Annotated in this window: 12 protein-coding genes; 6 read left to right on the forward strand and 6 right to left on the reverse strand. The window is 31.9% G+C overall.

Translation table 11 applies throughout. From position 1 onward, the window contains the following. Window positions 1–4 precede the first annotated feature (4 nt). Window positions 5–3,955, forward strand: a complete 3,951-nt coding sequence (locus Q4Q35_RS11190) for a carboxypeptidase-like regulatory domain-containing protein (RefSeq protein WP_303278059.1) — start codon at window positions 5–7, stop codon at window positions 3,953–3,955. 67 nt (window positions 3,956–4,022) lie between these two features. Here the strand turns inward: Q4Q35_RS11190 and Q4Q35_RS11195 are convergent, their stop codons facing one another. The 4 genes from Q4Q35_RS11195 to Q4Q35_RS11210 all read right to left on the reverse strand — a co-directional run bounded on the left by Q4Q35_RS11195 (window position 4,023) and on the right by Q4Q35_RS11210 (window position 7,377). Next, window positions 4,023–5,012 carry an aspartate-semialdehyde dehydrogenase gene (locus Q4Q35_RS11195; protein WP_303278060.1) on the reverse strand — a complete coding sequence of 330 codons (990 nt, stop codon included), beginning with the start codon at window positions 5,010–5,012 and terminating at the stop codon, window positions 4,023–4,025. A 137-nt stretch (window positions 5,013–5,149) separates the two neighbouring features. Further along, window positions 5,150–5,551, reverse strand: a complete 402-nt coding sequence (mscL, locus tag Q4Q35_RS11200; RefSeq protein ID WP_303278061.1) for a large-conductance mechanosensitive channel protein MscL — start codon at window positions 5,549–5,551, stop codon at window positions 5,150–5,152. 76 nt (window positions 5,552–5,627) lie between these two features. Next, on the reverse strand, window positions 5,628–6,734 hold the full coding sequence (gene alr / locus Q4Q35_RS11205; RefSeq protein ID WP_303278062.1) for an alanine racemase: 1,107 nt from the start codon (window positions 6,732–6,734) through the stop codon (window positions 5,628–5,630). Then, complete coding sequence (locus tag Q4Q35_RS11210; RefSeq protein ID WP_303278063.1) at window positions 6,727–7,377, reverse strand: thymidine kinase; 651 nt, start codon at window positions 7,375–7,377, stop codon at window positions 6,727–6,729. The genes alr and Q4Q35_RS11210 overlap by 8 nt, the downstream gene beginning before the upstream one ends. A gap of 108 nt (window positions 7,378–7,485) precedes the next feature. Here Q4Q35_RS11210 and Q4Q35_RS11215 point away from each other — a divergent pair, with 108 nt between their 5' ends. Genes Q4Q35_RS11215 through Q4Q35_RS11235 form a run of 5 tightly spaced genes read left to right on the forward strand, consistent with a single transcriptional unit; the run spans window position 7,486 to window position 10,214 of the window. Next, complete coding sequence (locus Q4Q35_RS11215) at window positions 7,486–8,232, forward strand: DUF8457 domain-containing protein (protein WP_303278064.1); 747 nt, start codon at window positions 7,486–7,488, stop codon at window positions 8,230–8,232. A gap of 20 nt (window positions 8,233–8,252) precedes the next feature. After that, window positions 8,253–8,609 (forward strand): DoxX family protein, encoded by a 357-nt coding sequence (locus tag Q4Q35_RS11220; protein WP_303278065.1) that lies wholly within the window; start codon window positions 8,253–8,255, stop codon window positions 8,607–8,609. Continuing rightward, the gene (gene rsmI / locus Q4Q35_RS11225; protein WP_303278066.1) at window positions 8,609–9,286 is read left to right on the forward strand and encodes a 16S rRNA (cytidine(1402)-2'-O)-methyltransferase; all 678 of its coding nucleotides are present in this window, start codon (window positions 8,609–8,611) and stop codon (window positions 9,284–9,286) included. Before Q4Q35_RS11220 ends, rsmI begins: the two co-directional genes overlap by 1 nt. Continuing rightward, the gene (locus Q4Q35_RS11230; RefSeq protein WP_303278067.1) at window positions 9,286–9,630 is read left to right on the forward strand and encodes a HopJ type III effector protein; all 345 of its coding nucleotides are present in this window, start codon (window positions 9,286–9,288) and stop codon (window positions 9,628–9,630) included. The genes rsmI and Q4Q35_RS11230 overlap by 1 nt, the downstream gene beginning before the upstream one ends. Window positions 9,631–9,641: 11 nt before the next feature. After that, window positions 9,642–10,214, forward strand: a complete 573-nt coding sequence (locus tag Q4Q35_RS11235; protein WP_303278068.1) for a uracil-DNA glycosylase family protein — start codon at window positions 9,642–9,644, stop codon at window positions 10,212–10,214. A gap of 106 nt (window positions 10,215–10,320) precedes the next feature. Here the strand turns inward: Q4Q35_RS11235 and Q4Q35_RS11240 are convergent, their stop codons facing one another. Together Q4Q35_RS11240 and Q4Q35_RS11245 are read right to left on the reverse strand one after the other, a co-directional pair. After that, window positions 10,321–14,898, reverse strand: a complete 4,578-nt coding sequence (locus Q4Q35_RS11240) for a TonB-dependent receptor plug domain-containing protein (RefSeq protein WP_303278069.1) — start codon at window positions 14,896–14,898, stop codon at window positions 10,321–10,323. A 2-nt stretch (window positions 14,899–14,900) separates the two neighbouring features. Next, a complete protein-coding gene (locus Q4Q35_RS11245; protein ID WP_303278070.1) occupies window positions 14,901–17,753 on the reverse strand; it encodes a carboxypeptidase-like regulatory domain-containing protein in 2,853 nt (950 codons plus the stop codon). Window positions 17,754–17,875 lie beyond the last annotated feature (122 nt).

The raw sequence follows: 17,875 nt of genomic DNA on the forward strand, positions 1-17,875 counted from the left end.
GACCATGAGAAAATTAAGTCAATTAAAACCGGTTAACGGCTTGTTTAAAGTACTACTAATTTTAGTTTTGTTTTTTGTGCAAAATAAGGCTTATTGTAGTTCTTTTAATGACCCTAAAATTAGTTTAAATTTAAATCAGGTTACACTCTTTGAGGCTTTTGAAGAGATAGAGAATAAAACAGGTTATAAGTTTTTTTATAAAGACAAAGAAATTGATCTTACCAAAAGAGTTACTATTAAAATAGAAAACAAACCATTAACCAGTGTTTTAAAAACGCTTTTTGAGGACGATAAAAACACATTTGAATTATTTGAAGAATTAATAATAATAACAAGAAGAGGGAGATATGAATCTTCAAAATATAACTCTCAAAAAAATGAAGTAACAGGTATAGTTATAGATAAAGAAACAGGAAAAACAATACCTTTTTGTAATATCGTATTAGCAAACACATATAATGGAACAGCAACTAATGAAATGGGAGAGTTTTCTATAATTGTAGACTCATTTCCTTCTAAAATCATTTTTTCTCATATTAATTATGAAAAAACTACGGTAACAGTTTCTAAAGCTGAAGATATATCGGTCGAACTAAAACCTTTGGTTAAGGAGCTCCAAGAAGTTGTTTTATTGTCTTCAGGTAGAGATGAGTACGCTATTGAGTTAGCAAAAAAAGCGTTTCAGAAAATAAATAAGAATAAAAAAGTTAAGTACGGAAAAGCATTATACAGGCAAAAATCCAAAAACGGAGACCGTTATGTGGAGTTAGCAGAAATTATTTATGATATACGCTATAATGAAGATGGGATAGATGATTGGGAAATACTAGAAGGACGCTATGCCATTAATGATGAGAATGGCGTACATAATAAAAACTACACACTATTATCTCGTTTAATAAGAGTCTTACAGCCTGATACGGATGATATTATGTTTCCTATACACTCAGAATTAGAAATTTATTATGATGTAAGGCTTATTGATAAAATAAAATCTGATAAAAATGAAATAGCCATTTTGTGGTTTAAACCTAATGAAAAAAATAATGTCCCAACATTTGAAGCAGAAGTTTATATTGATACAAAAACCAATAATGTTTTAAAAATTACAGCAAACATTTCTAGAGACGATATAAAATTAATGAAGCTTCGATCTAAAGGTGCGAGTTGGAAGGACTATAAACTTTCATTTGAGCTTGCATATAAGCAAGACAGTATAGATAATATACAATTGGATTATATTAATACAAACCAAGAGTTCGATTATTATAAAGATGATGTCCTTAAGTTTCATGTATCTTCAAAGTCCAACCTTACATTATTTGAATATTACACACCAACTTCTAAAAAAAGATTAGGAAGGCAATTTAAAAAAAATAAAAGCGACTGGGATAAGCTTAATGAGATAGGATATAATAAAAAATTCTGGGAAGATAACCCTATAGTAAGAAGAACTCCAGTTGAAGAAGAGGTCATTGCTGCTTTTGAAAAAGATAATGCATTTGGTTCTATTTTCTTAAATAGTCGTGAACAAGTTGCTTTAATGCAATCTAATATATCTGGAGACCCGTTTATTAAAACATTAGAAAAACAGGTAAATAGATACAATAGTAAAAACCCAAATGAGAAAGTATATTTGCACACTGATAAAGATATATTTTTACCAGAAGAAACCCTTTGGTATAGTGGCTATACTGTTTTAGGACCCTATCATGAATATTCTTTAGCGAGCAAAGTAATTCATGTAGATTTAATAGACTCTAATAATAATATTGTCATTTCTCAAACACAAAAACTTATAGGAGGAAGGTGTAAGGGGTCAATAGATATCCCTAAAAACCTACCTTCAGGTAATTATTATTTGCGTTCCTATACTAATTGGATGCGTAATTATGATGATGCATTCTTTTTTACTAAACAACTTAAAATTATTAATAGTGAGACCACTAAAATTTCACCATCAACAAATGATAATCTAGATGTGCAATTTTTTCCTGAAGGAGGCTATGCTGTAAATAATTTAATGGGAATTATTGCTTTCAAAGCTATAGGAAAAGATGGTTTTAGTAAGTCTATTAAAGGACGTATTGTGGATTCTAAAAATCAACAGATTGCCTCTGTTACAACATTAGATAGAGGTGCGGGTTTTTTCTTTTTAAAACCAAAAGAGGGAGAGCAGTATACAGCTATATTTGACAATGGTTTTAAGTATGCATTACCTAAAGCAGAACACCTAGGTTATGTTATGACTGTTAATAATAGCAGTAGAAGGAGCATAAAAGTTAAGGTTCAGGCAAGTAATAGTTTAAAAGGCAATAAATTTTATGTAGTTGGACATATACATAATAAAAAATACTTTCAAGGAAAATTCGACTTCGGAGGTAAAGATTTAGTTGAATTTGAAATTCCAAAAACAAAATTACCTAGCGGAGTAATGACACTTAGTCTTTTTGATGAAAATAAAAAAGCATGGTGTGAGCGTTTAGTATTTATTAATAATCAAGAAGAATTAGTTATAAATACAGTTCTTAGTGTAGACAAATTTAATAAAAGAGATAAAATTACTTTAGGAATTCATGTAACAGATACTGATGGCAGACCAGTTCCTTCAAGTTTATCAGTTGCTTTAACAGATGTTAATCAAGTGATGAAATCACCAAATTCAGGAAATATTTTAACCCAATTACTTCTACAATCTGATGTTAAGGGGCATATAGAAAACCCTGCATCTTTTTTTAAAGATCAGAAAAAATCAAGTCTACTTAAATTGGATTTAGTTATGTTAACTCATGGTTGGAGGCGGTTTAACTGGGATGAAATATGGAACCCTCTAACTAACTATTCAGCAAAATTCGATTTTTCTAAAGGGCTTACAATTTCAGGAATTGTCAAAAATTTAAACAATAAAGTATTATCTAATACAACATTAAAAGTTATTGCTAAAGGAAAAGATGAATTAGCTATCTACCCAACTAAAACTAAAGCTGATGGAAGATTTTTAATTGACAACTTTAACTTTACTGATTCTACCCACCTTGTTTTTAACACATATAATAAAAAGCAAAACTTGATAAAAAGCAAAGTAATTCTTGACAAGAGAGAAAATATATTGCCTATTTCAAATTATAAATACAGTAGTTATAATAAAGCTTATTCTAATCAAGAAGAAGGATATTTAAAAAATGGACTTAAACGCAAAATGTATGATTCAATTTTTAATTCAAATAAACTTATTGAACTTGAAGAAGTAACTATAAATGTAAAAAAGAATAGAAGGACAAGTGCAGATCCTTCAATTTATGGTATAATTCCTGATGCTACAGAATATACAGATGGAACAACAACAAGCCTTTCTCAGTTATTAAGAAGAGTTGTCGGTGTTCAGGTTGAAGGGGCTAATCAAGATATGAAAGTAAGTATAAGAGGTGGTGGTCCCCCGCTGTGGGTAGTTGATGGAATGGTGGTCTATGGTGATGTAGAAGAAGCATCAGATAGTGTGAAAAATAAGACACTTGAATATCTTAAAGATCCTAGACCAAGTCCAGTACCGTTTCCAGTAATTAATCTTAATGTTTTTAATATTGAAAGAATAGAAGTTCTTAAAGGGCCTTCAGGAGCGGTTTTTGGGTCAAGGGGCGCTAATGGCGTTATTCTTATTTATAGTAAAAGAGGAGAAGATTCGTTTGTGGATATCAGCTCTTCTAATATTACAGTTTTTGGACATGCAGGAGCTAAAGAATATTATACTCCTAAATATGATATAGACGTAAATGACAGGAAAATTCCTGATTATCGTGCCACCTTGTATTGGAATCCAGTAGTTAATACAGATGAAAATGGGAATGCTATGGTAACTTTTTTTAATTCAGATTTCGCTTCACAAATTCAAATTGATATACAAGGGCTTTCAATATATGGAACACCTGGAGCCTATTTAGAAACTTTTGGAGAATAGTATATAGCAAAAAACTTCTGTGTTTTTATCACAGAAGTTTTTTTATAAAGAATAAAGAGAATTTATTTTACACCAAATTATTTTCAACTAAATATTCTGCTATTTGAATAGTATTAGTTGCTGCACCTTTACGTAAATTATCGGCAACAATCCACATATTTAATGTATTTGGTTGTGTTTCATCTCTACGAATTCTACCTACAAAAACCTCATCTTTATCATGCGCATAAATAGGCATCGGATAGGTGTTGGTATCTGTATTATCCTGTACAACAACACCAGATGTTTCATGAAGCATTTTGCGAACATCTGCTAAGTCAAAGTCACTTTCAAACTCTACATTTACAGATTCCGAATGTCCACCTGCTGTAGGAATACGAACTGCTGTAGCAGTTACAGAAAATGTTTTGTCGTTAAATATTTTTTGAGGCTCTCTGGCTAATTTCATTTCTTCCTTTGTGTACCCATTTTCTAAAAATACATCGCAATGTGGTAATGCATTTCTTCCAATTGGATAAGGGTAAGCCATTTCACCATCAATACCAGCTATTTCATTTTCTAATTGTTTCACAGCTTTTACACCTGTACCAGAAACAGATTGATAGGTAGAAACGATAACACGTTTCATTTTATATTTTTTATGCAATGGCGCTAATGCCATAACCATTTGTATGGTCGAGCAGTTAGGATTTGCAATAATTTTATCTTCTTTAGTTAATGTATTGGCATTTATTTCTGGAACTACCAGTTTTTTTGTAGGATCCATTCTCCAAGCAGAAGAGTTATCGACTACCGTTGTACCAGCTTCAGCAAACTTAGGAGCCCATTCTACAGAAGTATCTCCTCCTGCAGAAAAAATAGCTATCTGAGGTTTTGCTGCTACAGCATCAGCTAAACCAATAACTGTATACTCGTTATTTTTATAAGTTAATTTTTTTCCAACCGAACGCTCAGATGCTACAAGTAATAATTCTGTAATAGGAAAATTACGTTCTTCTAATACTTTTAGCATGACTTCGCCTACCATACCAGTGGCTCCAACAACAGCTACTTTCATTTTGTTTGTTTTAATAAATTTCTTAGGGCACAAAATTAAGTATTAATTCTATTTTAGAATCTAAAAAAAGACCTCATTTTTTCAAAACGAGGTCTTTTTAACAACAAATAACACGTTGTTGTATATTTAACAAATTGTTATTTTTTCAATAAATCTCTAATTTCTGCTAATAAATCTTCTTGTGAAGGTCCAGCCGGAGCTTCTGGAGCAGGTTCTTCTTTCTTCTTCATTTTGTTAACACCTTTAACAATCATGAACATAACAAACGCCACGATGATAAAGTCGATTACATTAGTTAAGAAAGCTCCCCAAAGTACAGATACTTCACCTTCTATAACGCCTTCTGCATTAGCTACTCCTTCTTTAATGACGTATTTTAAATCTTTGAAATCAGCATTGAAAATTAACCCAATTAATGGAGATACAATACCTCCTGTAAAAGAGGCAACTACTTTATTAAAAGCAGCACCCATTACAAAACCGACAGCAATGTCAACAAGGTTGCCCTTCATTGCAAATTCTTTAAACTCTTTAAGCATAATTTTTGAAATTTTTAGTTAGTCAAATACTAAAATAGTTAAAATAATTAAAAAATTAGCATTTATAAAACGTCTTTTATTTTATTAAAAGGCGCTTAACTCTCTGAGATATAGAGGTTATTAGTTCGTAGGAAATGGTATTTGTGGTTTCTGCTAATCGTTCTGCGGTAGAGTCTTGCCCAAATACAATAACTTCGTCTCCTTCTTCACAGTTAATATCTGTAATGTTAACCATAATCATATCCATACAAACATTACCAACAATGGGAGCTTGTTGTCCTTTAATAGTAACAAAGCCATTTCCATTTCCATACTGTCTGCCAATACCATCAGCATGGCCAATAGGAAGTGTCGCTGTCTTTAAAAATGAATTAGACTTAAAAGCTCTATTATACCCAACAGATTCTCCTTTTTCAATAACATGAATTTGAGAAATAACCGTTTTTAAGGTAGCAATGGGGATTAAGTTTTTATTTTCCTTATCAGAATTTCCAAACCCATAAAGTCCAATACCCCCTCTAACCATATCAAAATGTGCTTCAGGATAATTTAAGATGCCCGAAGTGTTACACATGTGTAACATGGGCTTATATGCTAGTTTATCAATTATTTTTTTAGAAATAATATTAAAACTTGCAATTTGATTTAGAGTAAATTCTTTTTCATTTAAATCTTCACTAGCAGCTAAATGAGAAAAGACAGATGTTATTTTAACAGCGGTTGTTTGTTTTATTTCAGATATAATATTATCGATGTCATCTTCCCCAAAACCAAGTCGATTTAAGCCTGTGTTAAACTTTATATGTACAGGATAATCGTTTTGTTTTTCTGCAGTGGCTATTTTAACAAATTCCTTTAAAACCTTCATATTATATAAACTAGGCTCTAAGGAATGCTTTATTAAGGTTTTTAAATTTACAACTTGAGGATGTAATACTAAAATAGGTTTTGTAATACCGGCTTCACGCAATGCCACACCTTCACTTATATAAGCTACTGCAAAATAATCGGCTCCTAATACTTGTAAGTAGCTGGCAATTTCACAAGCATCACTTCCATAGCCAAAGGCTTTAACAACAGCTAAAAATTTGGTATTGTTTTTAATTTTCGATTTTAGATGCTCAAAATTATGTTTAAGTGCTTTTAAATCAATTTCAAGTAAAGTTTCTTGCGCTTTAGGCATCTCGAGTATTATTCTGTTTTGGAGTCACTTCTTCGGCATCGTTTACTTTCATATTTCTAACTTTATCTCGCATCATAGCTTTGTAATAAGCGGCCCTGCTTAAAGGTTCGTATTCATCAACTTCACCAAGAAGTACTAAATTGTCATTTTTAGCCTTACGATAACTGTACTGTGCTAAATTACCTGTTCTGGTACAAACAGCATGTACTTTTGTAACATAATCTGCTGTTGCCATTAAAAAGGGCATGGGTCCAAAAGGGTTTCCTTTAAAGTCCATATCAAGTCCGGCAACAATAACCCGAATTCCTTTATTTGCTAAATCGTTACAAACCCGAACAATTTCATCATCAAAAAACTGAGCTTCATCAATACCGATAACATCACAACCATCGGCTAAAATAGGTATGTTAGCGGCTGCAGGGACAGGTGTTGAGCGAATTTCATTATCATCATGAGAGACAACCATTTCTTCATTATAACGCACATCAACAGTAGGTTTAAAAATCTCTACTTTCTGCCTTGCAAATTGCGCACGCTTAAGCCTTCGGATTAATTCTTCGGTTTTTCCGGAAAACATGGAGCCACAGATAACTTCAATCCATCCAAATTGTTCTTTATGATTTACTGTATTTTCAAGAAACATTTCGTAATTTTAGCACTAAAACGAAGGAATTTTTCGTTTGTATAAAGGTGGCGTAAATTTATTAAAAATCAAAAACCAAAATAGCAATAATTTAAAAAATTATAAATAATGAAGAAGAAGCTAGAGTCGGAACTCATTAGTATAGCACATAGAATTCTTAAATTGAAGGGGAAGGAAGATGTTATTAAAATGCATACGGAAGTGTCAGCTCTTTATGAAAAACTGTCGGTATTAAAGTTTGCGCATGAGAATTTTGAAGATGGTATACCAACAATTGGGAGCGACTCGTCCTTTTTTGGTATGTTAGATAAAGCATTTAATAATAAGGTTAGTGATAACATTGAAATTGAAGATAAAATTTATATTAATCTTGATGATGTTGAAGATGACGATATTATGGAGCCTGCTATAGAAACGATTAAAGACATGGTGGCACAAATGCCTCATGAAACTCAAGAAGTCGATGCTATTTTTGAAGAAGCCATCCCTAAACAACACTATCATAAAACCGATTTAGATGATATTACTGCAGGATTTAAAGAAACGCCCGTTTTTGAACCTGTTTCTAAAGTGCAGGAGAATGGAAAATCGGATGAAAAAAAATCATTAAATGATAAACTAAAAACAGGAGGGTTTAACATTGGACTTAATGATAAGATTGCTTTTATAAAACATTTGTTTGATGGTAAAACAGAAGATTACGATCGTGTAATATCTCAACTAAATACATCTGTTACTTTTAGTGAAGCAAAGCGTTTGGTAGAAGATATTATAAAACCAGATTATAATAATTGGGTTGATAAAGAAGAGTTTGAAACGCGATTTATACAAATTATTGAAAGTAAGTTCGAATAAAATTTCTCGACAATAACTTAATGAAAATAAACAAAATCTTGTATTGGACAAGCACAGTGCTTTTGTGTTTGTTAATGGCTTACTCTGCCTCCATGTATTTTACGAACACAGATATGGTTAAAGGTTTTTTTGAAAACCTAAATTATCCAACTTATATTGTGATTCCTTTAGCGATATTAAAAGTTTTGGGTATCGCAATGATTTTATGGAGAAAAAGTACTTGGTTAACAGAATGGGCTTATGCCGGTTTTTTCTTTGATATGGTATTAGCAACGGCGGCACATCATTATGCGGGACATGGTATTGTAGGTTTTTCGTTTTATGGATTACTACTAATTTTCCCGTCTTATTTTTTAGGAAAACAAATAAGAAATTAATGAGTAAACTTTACATCGTACCAACACCAATAGGAAATTTAAAAGACATGACTTTTAGAGCTGTTGATGTTTTAAAAGAAGCCGATTTAATTCTTGCCGAAGATACTCGAACCTCGGGGAAACTTTTAAAGCATTTCGAAATAACCACACCTATGCAATCACACCATATGCATAATGAGCATAAGACTGTTGAAGGTGTCATTCAGAAATTAAAAAGCGGAATTACGATAGCATTGATTAGCGATGCCGGGACACCTGCAATTTCCGATCCGGGATTTTTACTAACACGTGCCTGTATAGAAAATAATATTGAAGTGGATTGCCTTCCTGGAGCAACAGCTTTTGTACCAGCCTTGGTGAATTCTGGACTACCAAATGATAAGTTTGTGTTTGAAGGTTTTTTACCTGTTAAAAAAGGACGACAAACACGATTATTATTATTGGCAGAAGAAACCAGAACCATTATTTTTTACGAAAGTCCGCATAAACTGGTAAAAACACTTGGTCATTTTTGTGAGTATTTCGGAGAAGAAAGACAAGTATCTGTATCTAGAGAACTTACAAAACTTTACGAAGAAACCATTAGAGGAACAGCAAAAGACGTTTTAGAATATTATACCAATAAACCACCGAAAGGAGAAATTGTGATCGTTGTTGGTGGAAAAAACAAGAGTTAATGACACTAGAAGCATTTAAGAATAAGCTTAAAAATACACCAGAAACCATTGTGTTTTCTGAAACAATGGGAGTAATAGAAGCTAACTATAATTTCTCTCCAGTCGCATTTACAAATGGAGATTTACAAAATAAAAGTGGGGAGAATTCAGGTTCTTGTAAATTGTTTGCTTTTGCAAAAGCACAAGATTTAACAAAAGAAGAAACTTTGGCGTGTTTTGGTCAATTCTATTTTGATGAGGTATTGAAAGACCCTGACGGAACAGGTCATCAAAACATTAGAAATTTTATGAAAACAGGTTTTAACGGTCTTTCTTTTAATGGAGAACCGCTAAACAAAAAATAACTTTTTATGTAATGGATGACTTACTTTACAATATAAGACAATGCTCTATATGTTCGGAGCATTTACCATTGGGACCTCGCCCTATTGTAACAGCTCATCCAGAAGCTAAAATTGTTATTATTGGTCAAGCACCTGGGACCAGTGTTCATAAAACAGGAGTTCCTTGGGATGACCCTAGTGGCAGGCAATTACGAAAATGGTTAGGTGTTACAGACGAGCAATTTTATGATGAGACGAAAATAGCTTTAATTCCCATGGGTTTTTGTTATCCTGGAAAAGGAAAAACGGGCGATTTACCGCCACGACCTGAATGTGCTCCAGAGTGGCATGAACCATTATTAAATAAGTTACCAAATATAGAGCTGACTATTTTAATTGGGATGTATTCCCAGAAGTATTATTTAAAAAAAGAAGCAAAGAAAACCTTAACCGAAACAGTAGCGAATTATAAAGATTACTTGCCAAAAAAATATTTGCCCTTACCACATCCATCACCTAGAAATAGATTTTGGCTAACTAAAAACCCTTGGTTTGATGTTGAGGTTTTGCCTGAGTTGCAGGAAAGAGTGAGACGATTACTTTAGTAGAAAAGAAAAAAGGATTTAAAAGTTCATTCAGAACGAAGAGAAGGATCTTATTTTTATAAAAACCCCACCAAAGGCGGGGTTTAAAGCATAAAAAAAGAAAGCCCTAATTTCTAATTTCAAGCTTATTTCCAGAAATCCAAGTGCTATACTCATCTCCATAATATAAATAGGCAGTACTAGCAGGTGCTTGATAGATTCCAGCAATATCTGCTTTTAGGTCTAAACGAATAGTTTTGGTTTCAGAAACATTAAACTGTCTCCAATAGAATACTAAATAATTATCAAAAACCTCGTAATAAGCTATTTTATTTTGCTCAAGCAATTCTTTTAATTGCCAAGGTTGCGCAGTTGTACCGGATGGAATACCAACAATAGCTAGAGCCATTCCTAATTTTTCATTCTTTTTATTAGTAACATTGATAGACATGCTAACGTTGTCTCCAACTTTGTATGGATTGTCTGTAATTATTGTTTCTAAATTAATCGGACAGTTTGTTGATGAATCTGGTAAGTAGCTATCCCAGGTAACATTTAATGAATAAGGAAAACTCACTTTAGGGTTGACGAATCTAACTTCTACATTCTGCTTACCCTCTTTTAAAAGATTCTTTATCTGATTTATGGTTATTTTTCCGTTGTTACTTATTTCTAATTTTTTAGTTAACGTTTGTCCATTTATTATCAATTCTATAGTGTCATTTTGGTTTATGATTTTTCTTTTTTGACTTTTCGTGTATTCAATTAGAGCTTTTAAGGCCATAGCTGTAGATTGTGTAGAACCAAATGTATTATGCTTTCTTTGGCTCACTAGATATTCGATGCCATTGGAAATTAAAAACTCATTGGGAGTATCTTCTTTCATTAAAGCTAATAATGTAAAAGCAGTAGTTTCAATGTTTTTTGCATTACCGTAAGAACGTGTAATAGTGTTGTTAACAGGTAGCTTTTTAAATCCGAAAGCATCAATATTTTCCTTTATCTTATTTATAAGTACGGTAGCTTTTTCCTTTTGGTTTAAATTATAGCTTGATAAAGCTAATAGGGCCATTTTATAAGTGTCTTTACTTTTTAAGGCTTCATTGTAGGCGGTGATGTGTTCAAGACTAATATCTGCGTTTATTTTTGCTTGACTAAGCGCATAAACAATATACGCATTGGAAACATCTAAAGGCGAGCTGGCAAAACTATCATAACCTTTTTTACTTTTCTTGAAACCTCCTTTTCCATCTTTTCTGTTTAATAGCCATTTAACGGTGCGGTCTATCATTTTTTGGTCAACATTATCGTAAACCTCTTTCATTTCTGTAAATTCTAAAATGCCGTATGCCGTTAATGTTTCATGTGGGGGTGTTTTGCCAAACCATTCAAAACCTCCTTCTTTGGTTTCAAAACTTATTAATCGTTCGTAGCCTTCTTTAATAAAATTCATGGCTTTATTTTCGATTTCAGGATTGCTTTTCCCAGATTCTTTTAAATATTTTAAAACCATAATATTAGGGTAGGTTGAAGAAGAGGTTTGTTCGAAACACCCATAAGGTTTGCGAATAAGCCCTTCAATACCGTTCATTACATCGCCAACTACGTCTGTGTAAATATTAAATTCTGCTTTAATACTATTATCGACAACATGATTTATATCAAACTGAAAATTTTGGGATTTTGAGTCGGAAATGGATATTTGAGTTGGGAAGTAAGGACTTAAAATGGTTGTTTTTCTTTTTACGATATCTGAAAAGTTTTCGGATTTTAATCGACATTCCATTAGAATATCTTTACCTGTTTTTATGGGTACTACCTGGATGTTTTTTATAACCGATTTGTTAGCTGTAACAGTTATTTGTGGATCAAAAGGCTCTATAAGTTTTACATGCTCAGGTAGCGTGATTTCCAGATTTGTTGTGATACTATTTTTAGTTTCATTCGTAATGGTAAGGGGTAAACTAATAGTGTCATTTAGTGTCATGTAATTAGGTGATTTAAAATCTATATTAAGAATCTTATTGGTAGCATACATTTTTTCTTGTCTACCCAAAAGACCGTTAAATCCTATGCCCTCTGCCGTTATTTTAAAGGAAGTAATAGCATCCGAATTATAAAACTCGAATTCTGCTTTTCCATTTTCGTCGGTTTGTACTATCGGGTTCCAGTAAATAGTTTGTCTAAAATCTGTACGTTCTTCTGGCAATATTTTGCCTCCGTATTTAGGGATATAAAATTGTTGTGGCGTATAGGTTTTAGAAAGGTTCTTGTTATAAAAAGTTGCAACAGTATAATTGTTGTATTTTGCGTTATTAAGTTTTTTCTTTCCCCTATTGTTAAGGTATTTATTGTTTTTGGTGGTAACTAAAACAACACCATTGGCAGCTCTTGGTCCATAAATAGCAGAGGCATCATCATCTTTTAATACTGTTACAGAACTAACTTGATTGGCATCGATGTTTCCAAATTCATTTTGATTATGAGGCACTCCATCAATAATAAAAAGCGGATCGTTATTACCAGAAATAGACCTGTTTCCTCGTATCATTATTTTAAAAGTGTTTCCAATACCTGAATCTTCAATGATATTAACACCAGATATTCTGCCTTGCATTGCCGAGAGTACCGTGTTTGGGTTAGGTGTGATTTCCGCAGCTACGATATATGCTATGGAGCCAGTTTGTTCTCTCTGTGAAGTTTTATAATACCCTGCATTTATAGTTACTTCGTCTAGTGAAGATATATCTTCGGTTAAAGCTATATTTGCTACAGCTTTTTGCTCTATGATTTCTTGTAAAGGGCTCTCGTTTTTTGAGAATACTTTCGTCTTTTCGGAGTTTTCTTTGTTAAAAGCATTTTTAATGTCAGAGTAATAACCCTCTTTGTATTTGTCTTCAAGAATTTTTAATTTTTTGCTGTTTTCTGTATATACAATAAGTGTTGATGTGCTACCTTCTTTTGATTTAAATGAGAATTTTCCATGTTCATTACTTTCAAATACCAAAACCTTATTGCCGTATTGATCAAATAATAAAAGGTTTGCTTTTACAGGGTTTCCTTTTTCATCTACAATAGTTCCCGATTGAATCGATTTTTGTTCGGGTTTAAAACTGGCGTTTTCCAGAGTAACGTTCTGTATGTTTAAGTAATTTCTCCATCCATGTGTTAGCATAATATAATCTAAGGCTAAATGACTTTTGGATTCCTTTGGGTTGAAATAAAAAGAAGGTTTGTGAATTTTGCCTTTAAGTTCGGAAGATATTAATAGATAAGATAAAATATGGTCTTGCTTATCGTCTGCAAATGATAGTAATTTATTATCTGCAATAGAAACAGATAGATTGGAAGGAATAGGATTATTGTTATGGTCTGTTGTAGAAATTGAAACATTTACCTTCTCTCTCGTTTCGTAAATCGTTTTATCTAATTGAATGTTTACATGGAGTTTTTTGTTTTCATTTATAAAAACAAGACGTTCGGCAACAATATCTTTATTGGTATTAAGGAGGCTAAACTTAGTAATTCCAATAGGAAAACTTTTAGTATTTATACTTATTTCTTTTTTGGTTGAAGTAATGGTTTTGCCCAATAGTTTTTGTGACGCATTCGAAATTTCTAGATAAAGCGGTTTATTTTCTGTAGAAAATATGTTGAGTGTTGTTTTTAAACTGTCTGTAGTTATCGAAAACCGTGTTCCGTTTTCATAAACTTTAGGCAATTCTATGTTTCTACTGGAAATAAAAGGCTTTTTTATTTTGGCATAATAAGTTTCTCCTTTTTTTGGTGATAAAGAGAATGCTCCCATACCATCATGAAAACTGTTAAATGTACTTATAATAACATTGTTTTTGTCAACTATTTCACCAGAAACATCAACAGGTTTGCCAAATTCGTTAATTGCTTTAAAAGCTATTTTATTAGTCGTTCCGGAGATTGTTTTTCCGCTTTCAGGAAAAAATTGTAGATCTATATTGTCTAAAACAACAGGAACACTTCTTGAAATAGATTCAGTTGTTCCGTTGTATGGTACAAGTATGTTTAATACCACATCGGTTGTTTGTAAATTATCAGGTAAAACAAAGGTAGGATTTGCTTTTCCTTTATTGTTGGTAGTGATTGTTTTGGATGTTATTTTTTTACCTTTGATTGAGGTTTCAAATGTTATTTCTTTGTTTTTAAGTGGCTTATTTTTTAAATCCTTTACTTCAAAATTTGCAATGACTGTTGATGCTTTTCCGTAGCCTTCTTTTTCAAATTTTAAGTTTAATAATAGGTTGGGTTTTACAATTTTTTGAATCGTTATTTTTTTGGTAAAAAAGGCATCCTCTCCAAAATTACGCATCCAATTAGTGTACATTTTTAATGTGTAAATACCCCCAACCCAACTATTGTTAATGTCAAAATCACCATAAGCATAACCATTTTCAATAGATAGTTTTATTTTTCTAACAGAAGTCCCTTTTGGTGAAATTAATTCGGCATTCATGATATCGCTTATGGACGAAATGGTATTAGCTTCACTAACAATGTAAGATTTGAACCAAATGGTTTCTCCCGGAAAGTAAAAAGATCTGTCGGTTTGTGTGTATATCTTTTCTAATGGTGCTTTTTCTATATAAATAGACTTAAAAGCGGTTAATGACACTGTTAATATTAGAAACGTGATTAAGATAAATGGGGTACGGTGCTTATATGTTTTCATCTTTATATTTTTACGTTAATTTTTAAACCTATTTCACTTATAACAGGCGTATTAAAAAAGTTTAACCCTTGACCGGAGGCTGTATTATATAGACTGCTATATGGTGAGGCTCCTTTAAATTTAGACCATGTTAAAAGGTTGTTTCCATAGATGCCTATATCTAAATTTCGGATAAATGTATTTTCGGTATTATTTTTTATAGAATATAAAAGATCGATAGATTTTAAATTGATATAGCTTCCATCTACGATGGCATCTTCTGCAACGCCCCCAAAACCATAGCGGACAAACTTGTTTTCTGAAATATCATTTGTTGGATTGTAAAAATCTATAGGAACCGTATTTGTGTTTCCCTGTTGGGTAACACCGTTAAACACAAAATTGGTAATGCTTCTTTCGTTTGCAGATTGCTGTGAAGTGCCGAAATAATTCAATGTATTTTGTGTACCATTCCAAACATCGCCTCCTTTTTGAAAATCAATAATAAAACTTAGTTTAAAATCGCCCCATTTAAATAAATTATCAAATCCTAAATTATAACGTGGTGTTGGGTCTCCTATAATTCTAGACTCGGTATCAATTAAAGGAAACCCGTTAGTGCCAATTATTATGTTATTGTTGCTGTCTCTTGCATATGCCGAACCTACAATAACGCCTGCCGGTTTGCCAACAATAAGGTTTTTTGAAGTGGTTGAAAACCCTGCAATAGGAATTCTGTCGCTACCATCTAAGAGTTTAGTAACCTTTGTTCTGTAATTGGAAAACACAATGGAAGGGCGATAATATATATTTCCATAAGAATGTCCAATACGGGTGCTTAAGGATATTTCAAAACCTTTGTTTTTTACATTCGCAATATTTTTAAGTTGAAACGCATTGTCTTCTATTATTGGGAAAACCGCTCCTTTTGTTTTTGTATTGAAATAAGTAAAACCGAAATAAAAATACGATTCGAATAAGTAGAAATTTAAACCTGCATTTAGATCGTAGCTTTCTTTTTCTTCAAGTTGAAGACTGTTGTTTAAAAACAAATCATTAAAGGCTGTATATTCTAAGCTTTCAGAAGGCGTTAAGTTTAAGCTGTTATGACTTTGATTAGTGTATAATAATGACATATCATTGATATTCCAGGAAGTGTTTGCTGATATTGAAACATTGGAAATACGATAAATATTAAATATGTCTTCAAAGTTTATTTTAAATTGTAGTGTAGGCAAAAACCATTTGTTGTTTTGAGCGGATGATATATAAGAATTATTGATAAGGGCACTAGAGATACCGATATCAGTTTCTCTAAAATTATAGCGGAATTTATTTAGTAAGCGCAACGTGTTTCTGTGTAAAGACCTATTGTTTGTTGTACTATTTTGTGCATTGTTAAAAGAAAAATCTTCGAATCCGGAGGCTTGGTGTAGGTTGTATTTTAAGTCTTCGTAAGTATAATTTGCTATTGAGGTAATATCAATTTTCGAAAAACTAGTAGCTTTGTCATAATTAAAATTTAAGACGGTATTTAGGTTGTTTTTCTCAACAGTTCGATTGCTTAAATAACCATCATTAAAACCAACGGTATTTTTAACTAAACCGAAATTTTGAATATTTTTTTGAGAGGTATAATTTATTTTACTCTCCATTTTTATTGTCTTTGTAACCTTTAGCTTATTTTGAACACTAGCAACGAAAAGATCATTTTTTTCTGAATTCCTATTATTGTTTAATAACCATTCAGGGTTATTAAAGAGATTAGGTCCGAAGCTTCTTTGTGAATTATTTGATAACACAGTTCCCTGTTTGTTGCTAAAGCTTATAGGAGTTATCCATTGGTTTAATAGCAAATTATTATGAAAACCATTAATATTAGGTTGATTATTTATCAGACTACTATATTTTACAAAAGTGTCCCAATTTAGTTTTCCTTGTGAGGTTGTATAATCTTTATATTTAAGGATGAAGTCGTTTGAATGGCTTGTCTCTTTTCCATAAAGATCTTTCTGGGTTTTGTTTGTGAAATCAAATCCTAAGAAATAATGATCTGTTGTAATGTTAAAAAACAGATTGTTAAGGGTTTTTAAGCTGGTATTAAAAAGAGCATTATCATATATTTTCGATTTATTACCAGTACCATTTCCAATGCTAACTAATTGCCCATTGGTGTCATATTCATAATTAGACCCATTAAATTCTAATGTATTTATTGCTGGGCCATAAGAGAATATATTACCGGTTTCTGCTCCTTGAAACGAAAGTTCGCCATTTGAGGAAGCTCCTTGACTAAAAACCGTTTGTAGTTCTGGTAGATTGTTGTTTTTTACAAATTGAAAACTATTAATAGTTTTATAGCCTATTTCATAAAAAATATCAGGATTAAAATATGTGAGTTTAACATGGTCTTGTCCTACTTCTATGTCTTTAATTCTGTTGTATTCAAAATGAGATCTTTTATTATAGGTTCTTCCTGAATTTTCTATATTAGGAATTGTTAACCCTGTATTATTTATACTTTTTATAGCATTTTTATAAGCGACACTGGTTATGGGTTCGACAGCTATTTTTTCAAGAATTAAAGTGCTAAAATCTTTTCCAAACATAGCGTTGTTTATAATAACTTCTTTTGATTGCATGCCTAATGTAGAGAAAACAAGAATGTCTCCTACACGACATTTAATACTGTACTGCCCATCTAAGTCTGTTGCTACTCCTCTGTTAGTTCCCTTTACGATAACAGTTACTCCGGGTATTGGATACCCTCTATTATCGTTTAATGTACCGGACACAATACCCTCTTGAGAAAAGGCATTAATTGAGATAAGAAAGGTAAGAATTGTTAATAGTTTGGTGGTTAGTTTATAATTCATAATTCTTATTATTAGATACATCAAATGTATATTAATAATGTGTATGAAAAAAACTACGAATGAGTGAATGGTGCTTTTGAGTGAGTGAAATGGTTAAAATAAAAAACCCCACCAAATGGCAG

The organism is Flavivirga aquimarina (assembly GCF_030540835.1).
GTDB classification, from domain to species: Bacteria; Bacteroidota; Bacteroidia; order Flavobacteriales; family Flavobacteriaceae; genus Flavivirga; species Flavivirga aquimarina.

What these genes read in the sequence shown, in the direction of transcription:
- Q4Q35_RS11190 (WP_303278059.1), top strand. Translation starts at nt 5, where the DNA reads ATGAGAAAATTAAGTCAATTAAAACCGGTTAACGGCTTGTTTAAAGTA.
- Q4Q35_RS11195 (WP_303278060.1), bottom strand. Translation starts at nt 5,012, where the DNA reads ATGAAAGTAGCTGTTGTTGGAGCCACTGGTATGGTAGGCGAAGTCATG.
- mscL (WP_303278061.1), bottom strand. Translation starts at nt 5,551, where the DNA reads ATGCTTAAAGAGTTTAAAGAATTTGCAATGAAGGGCAACCTTGTTGAC.
- alr (WP_303278062.1), bottom strand. Translation starts at nt 6,734, where the DNA reads ATGCCTAAAGCGCAAGAAACTTTACTTGAAATTGATTTAAAAGCACTT.
- Q4Q35_RS11210 (WP_303278063.1), bottom strand. Translation starts at nt 7,377, where the DNA reads ATGTTTCTTGAAAATACAGTAAATCATAAAGAACAATTTGGATGGATT.
- Q4Q35_RS11215 (WP_303278064.1), top strand. Translation starts at nt 7,486, where the DNA reads ATGAAGAAGAAGCTAGAGTCGGAACTCATTAGTATAGCACATAGAATT.
- Q4Q35_RS11220 (WP_303278065.1), top strand. Translation starts at nt 8,253, where the DNA reads ATGAAAATAAACAAAATCTTGTATTGGACAAGCACAGTGCTTTTGTGT.
- rsmI (WP_303278066.1), top strand. Translation starts at nt 8,609, where the DNA reads ATGAGTAAACTTTACATCGTACCAACACCAATAGGAAATTTAAAAGAC.
- Q4Q35_RS11230 (WP_303278067.1), top strand. Translation starts at nt 9,286, where the DNA reads ATGACACTAGAAGCATTTAAGAATAAGCTTAAAAATACACCAGAAACC.
- Q4Q35_RS11235 (WP_303278068.1), top strand. Translation starts at nt 9,642, where the DNA reads ATGGATGACTTACTTTACAATATAAGACAATGCTCTATATGTTCGGAG.
- Q4Q35_RS11240 (WP_303278069.1), bottom strand. Translation starts at nt 14,898, where the DNA reads ATGAAAACATATAAGCACCGTACCCCATTTATCTTAATCACGTTTCTA.
- Q4Q35_RS11245 (WP_303278070.1), bottom strand. Translation starts at nt 17,753, where the DNA reads ATGAATTATAAACTAACCACCAAACTATTAACAATTCTTACCTTTCTT.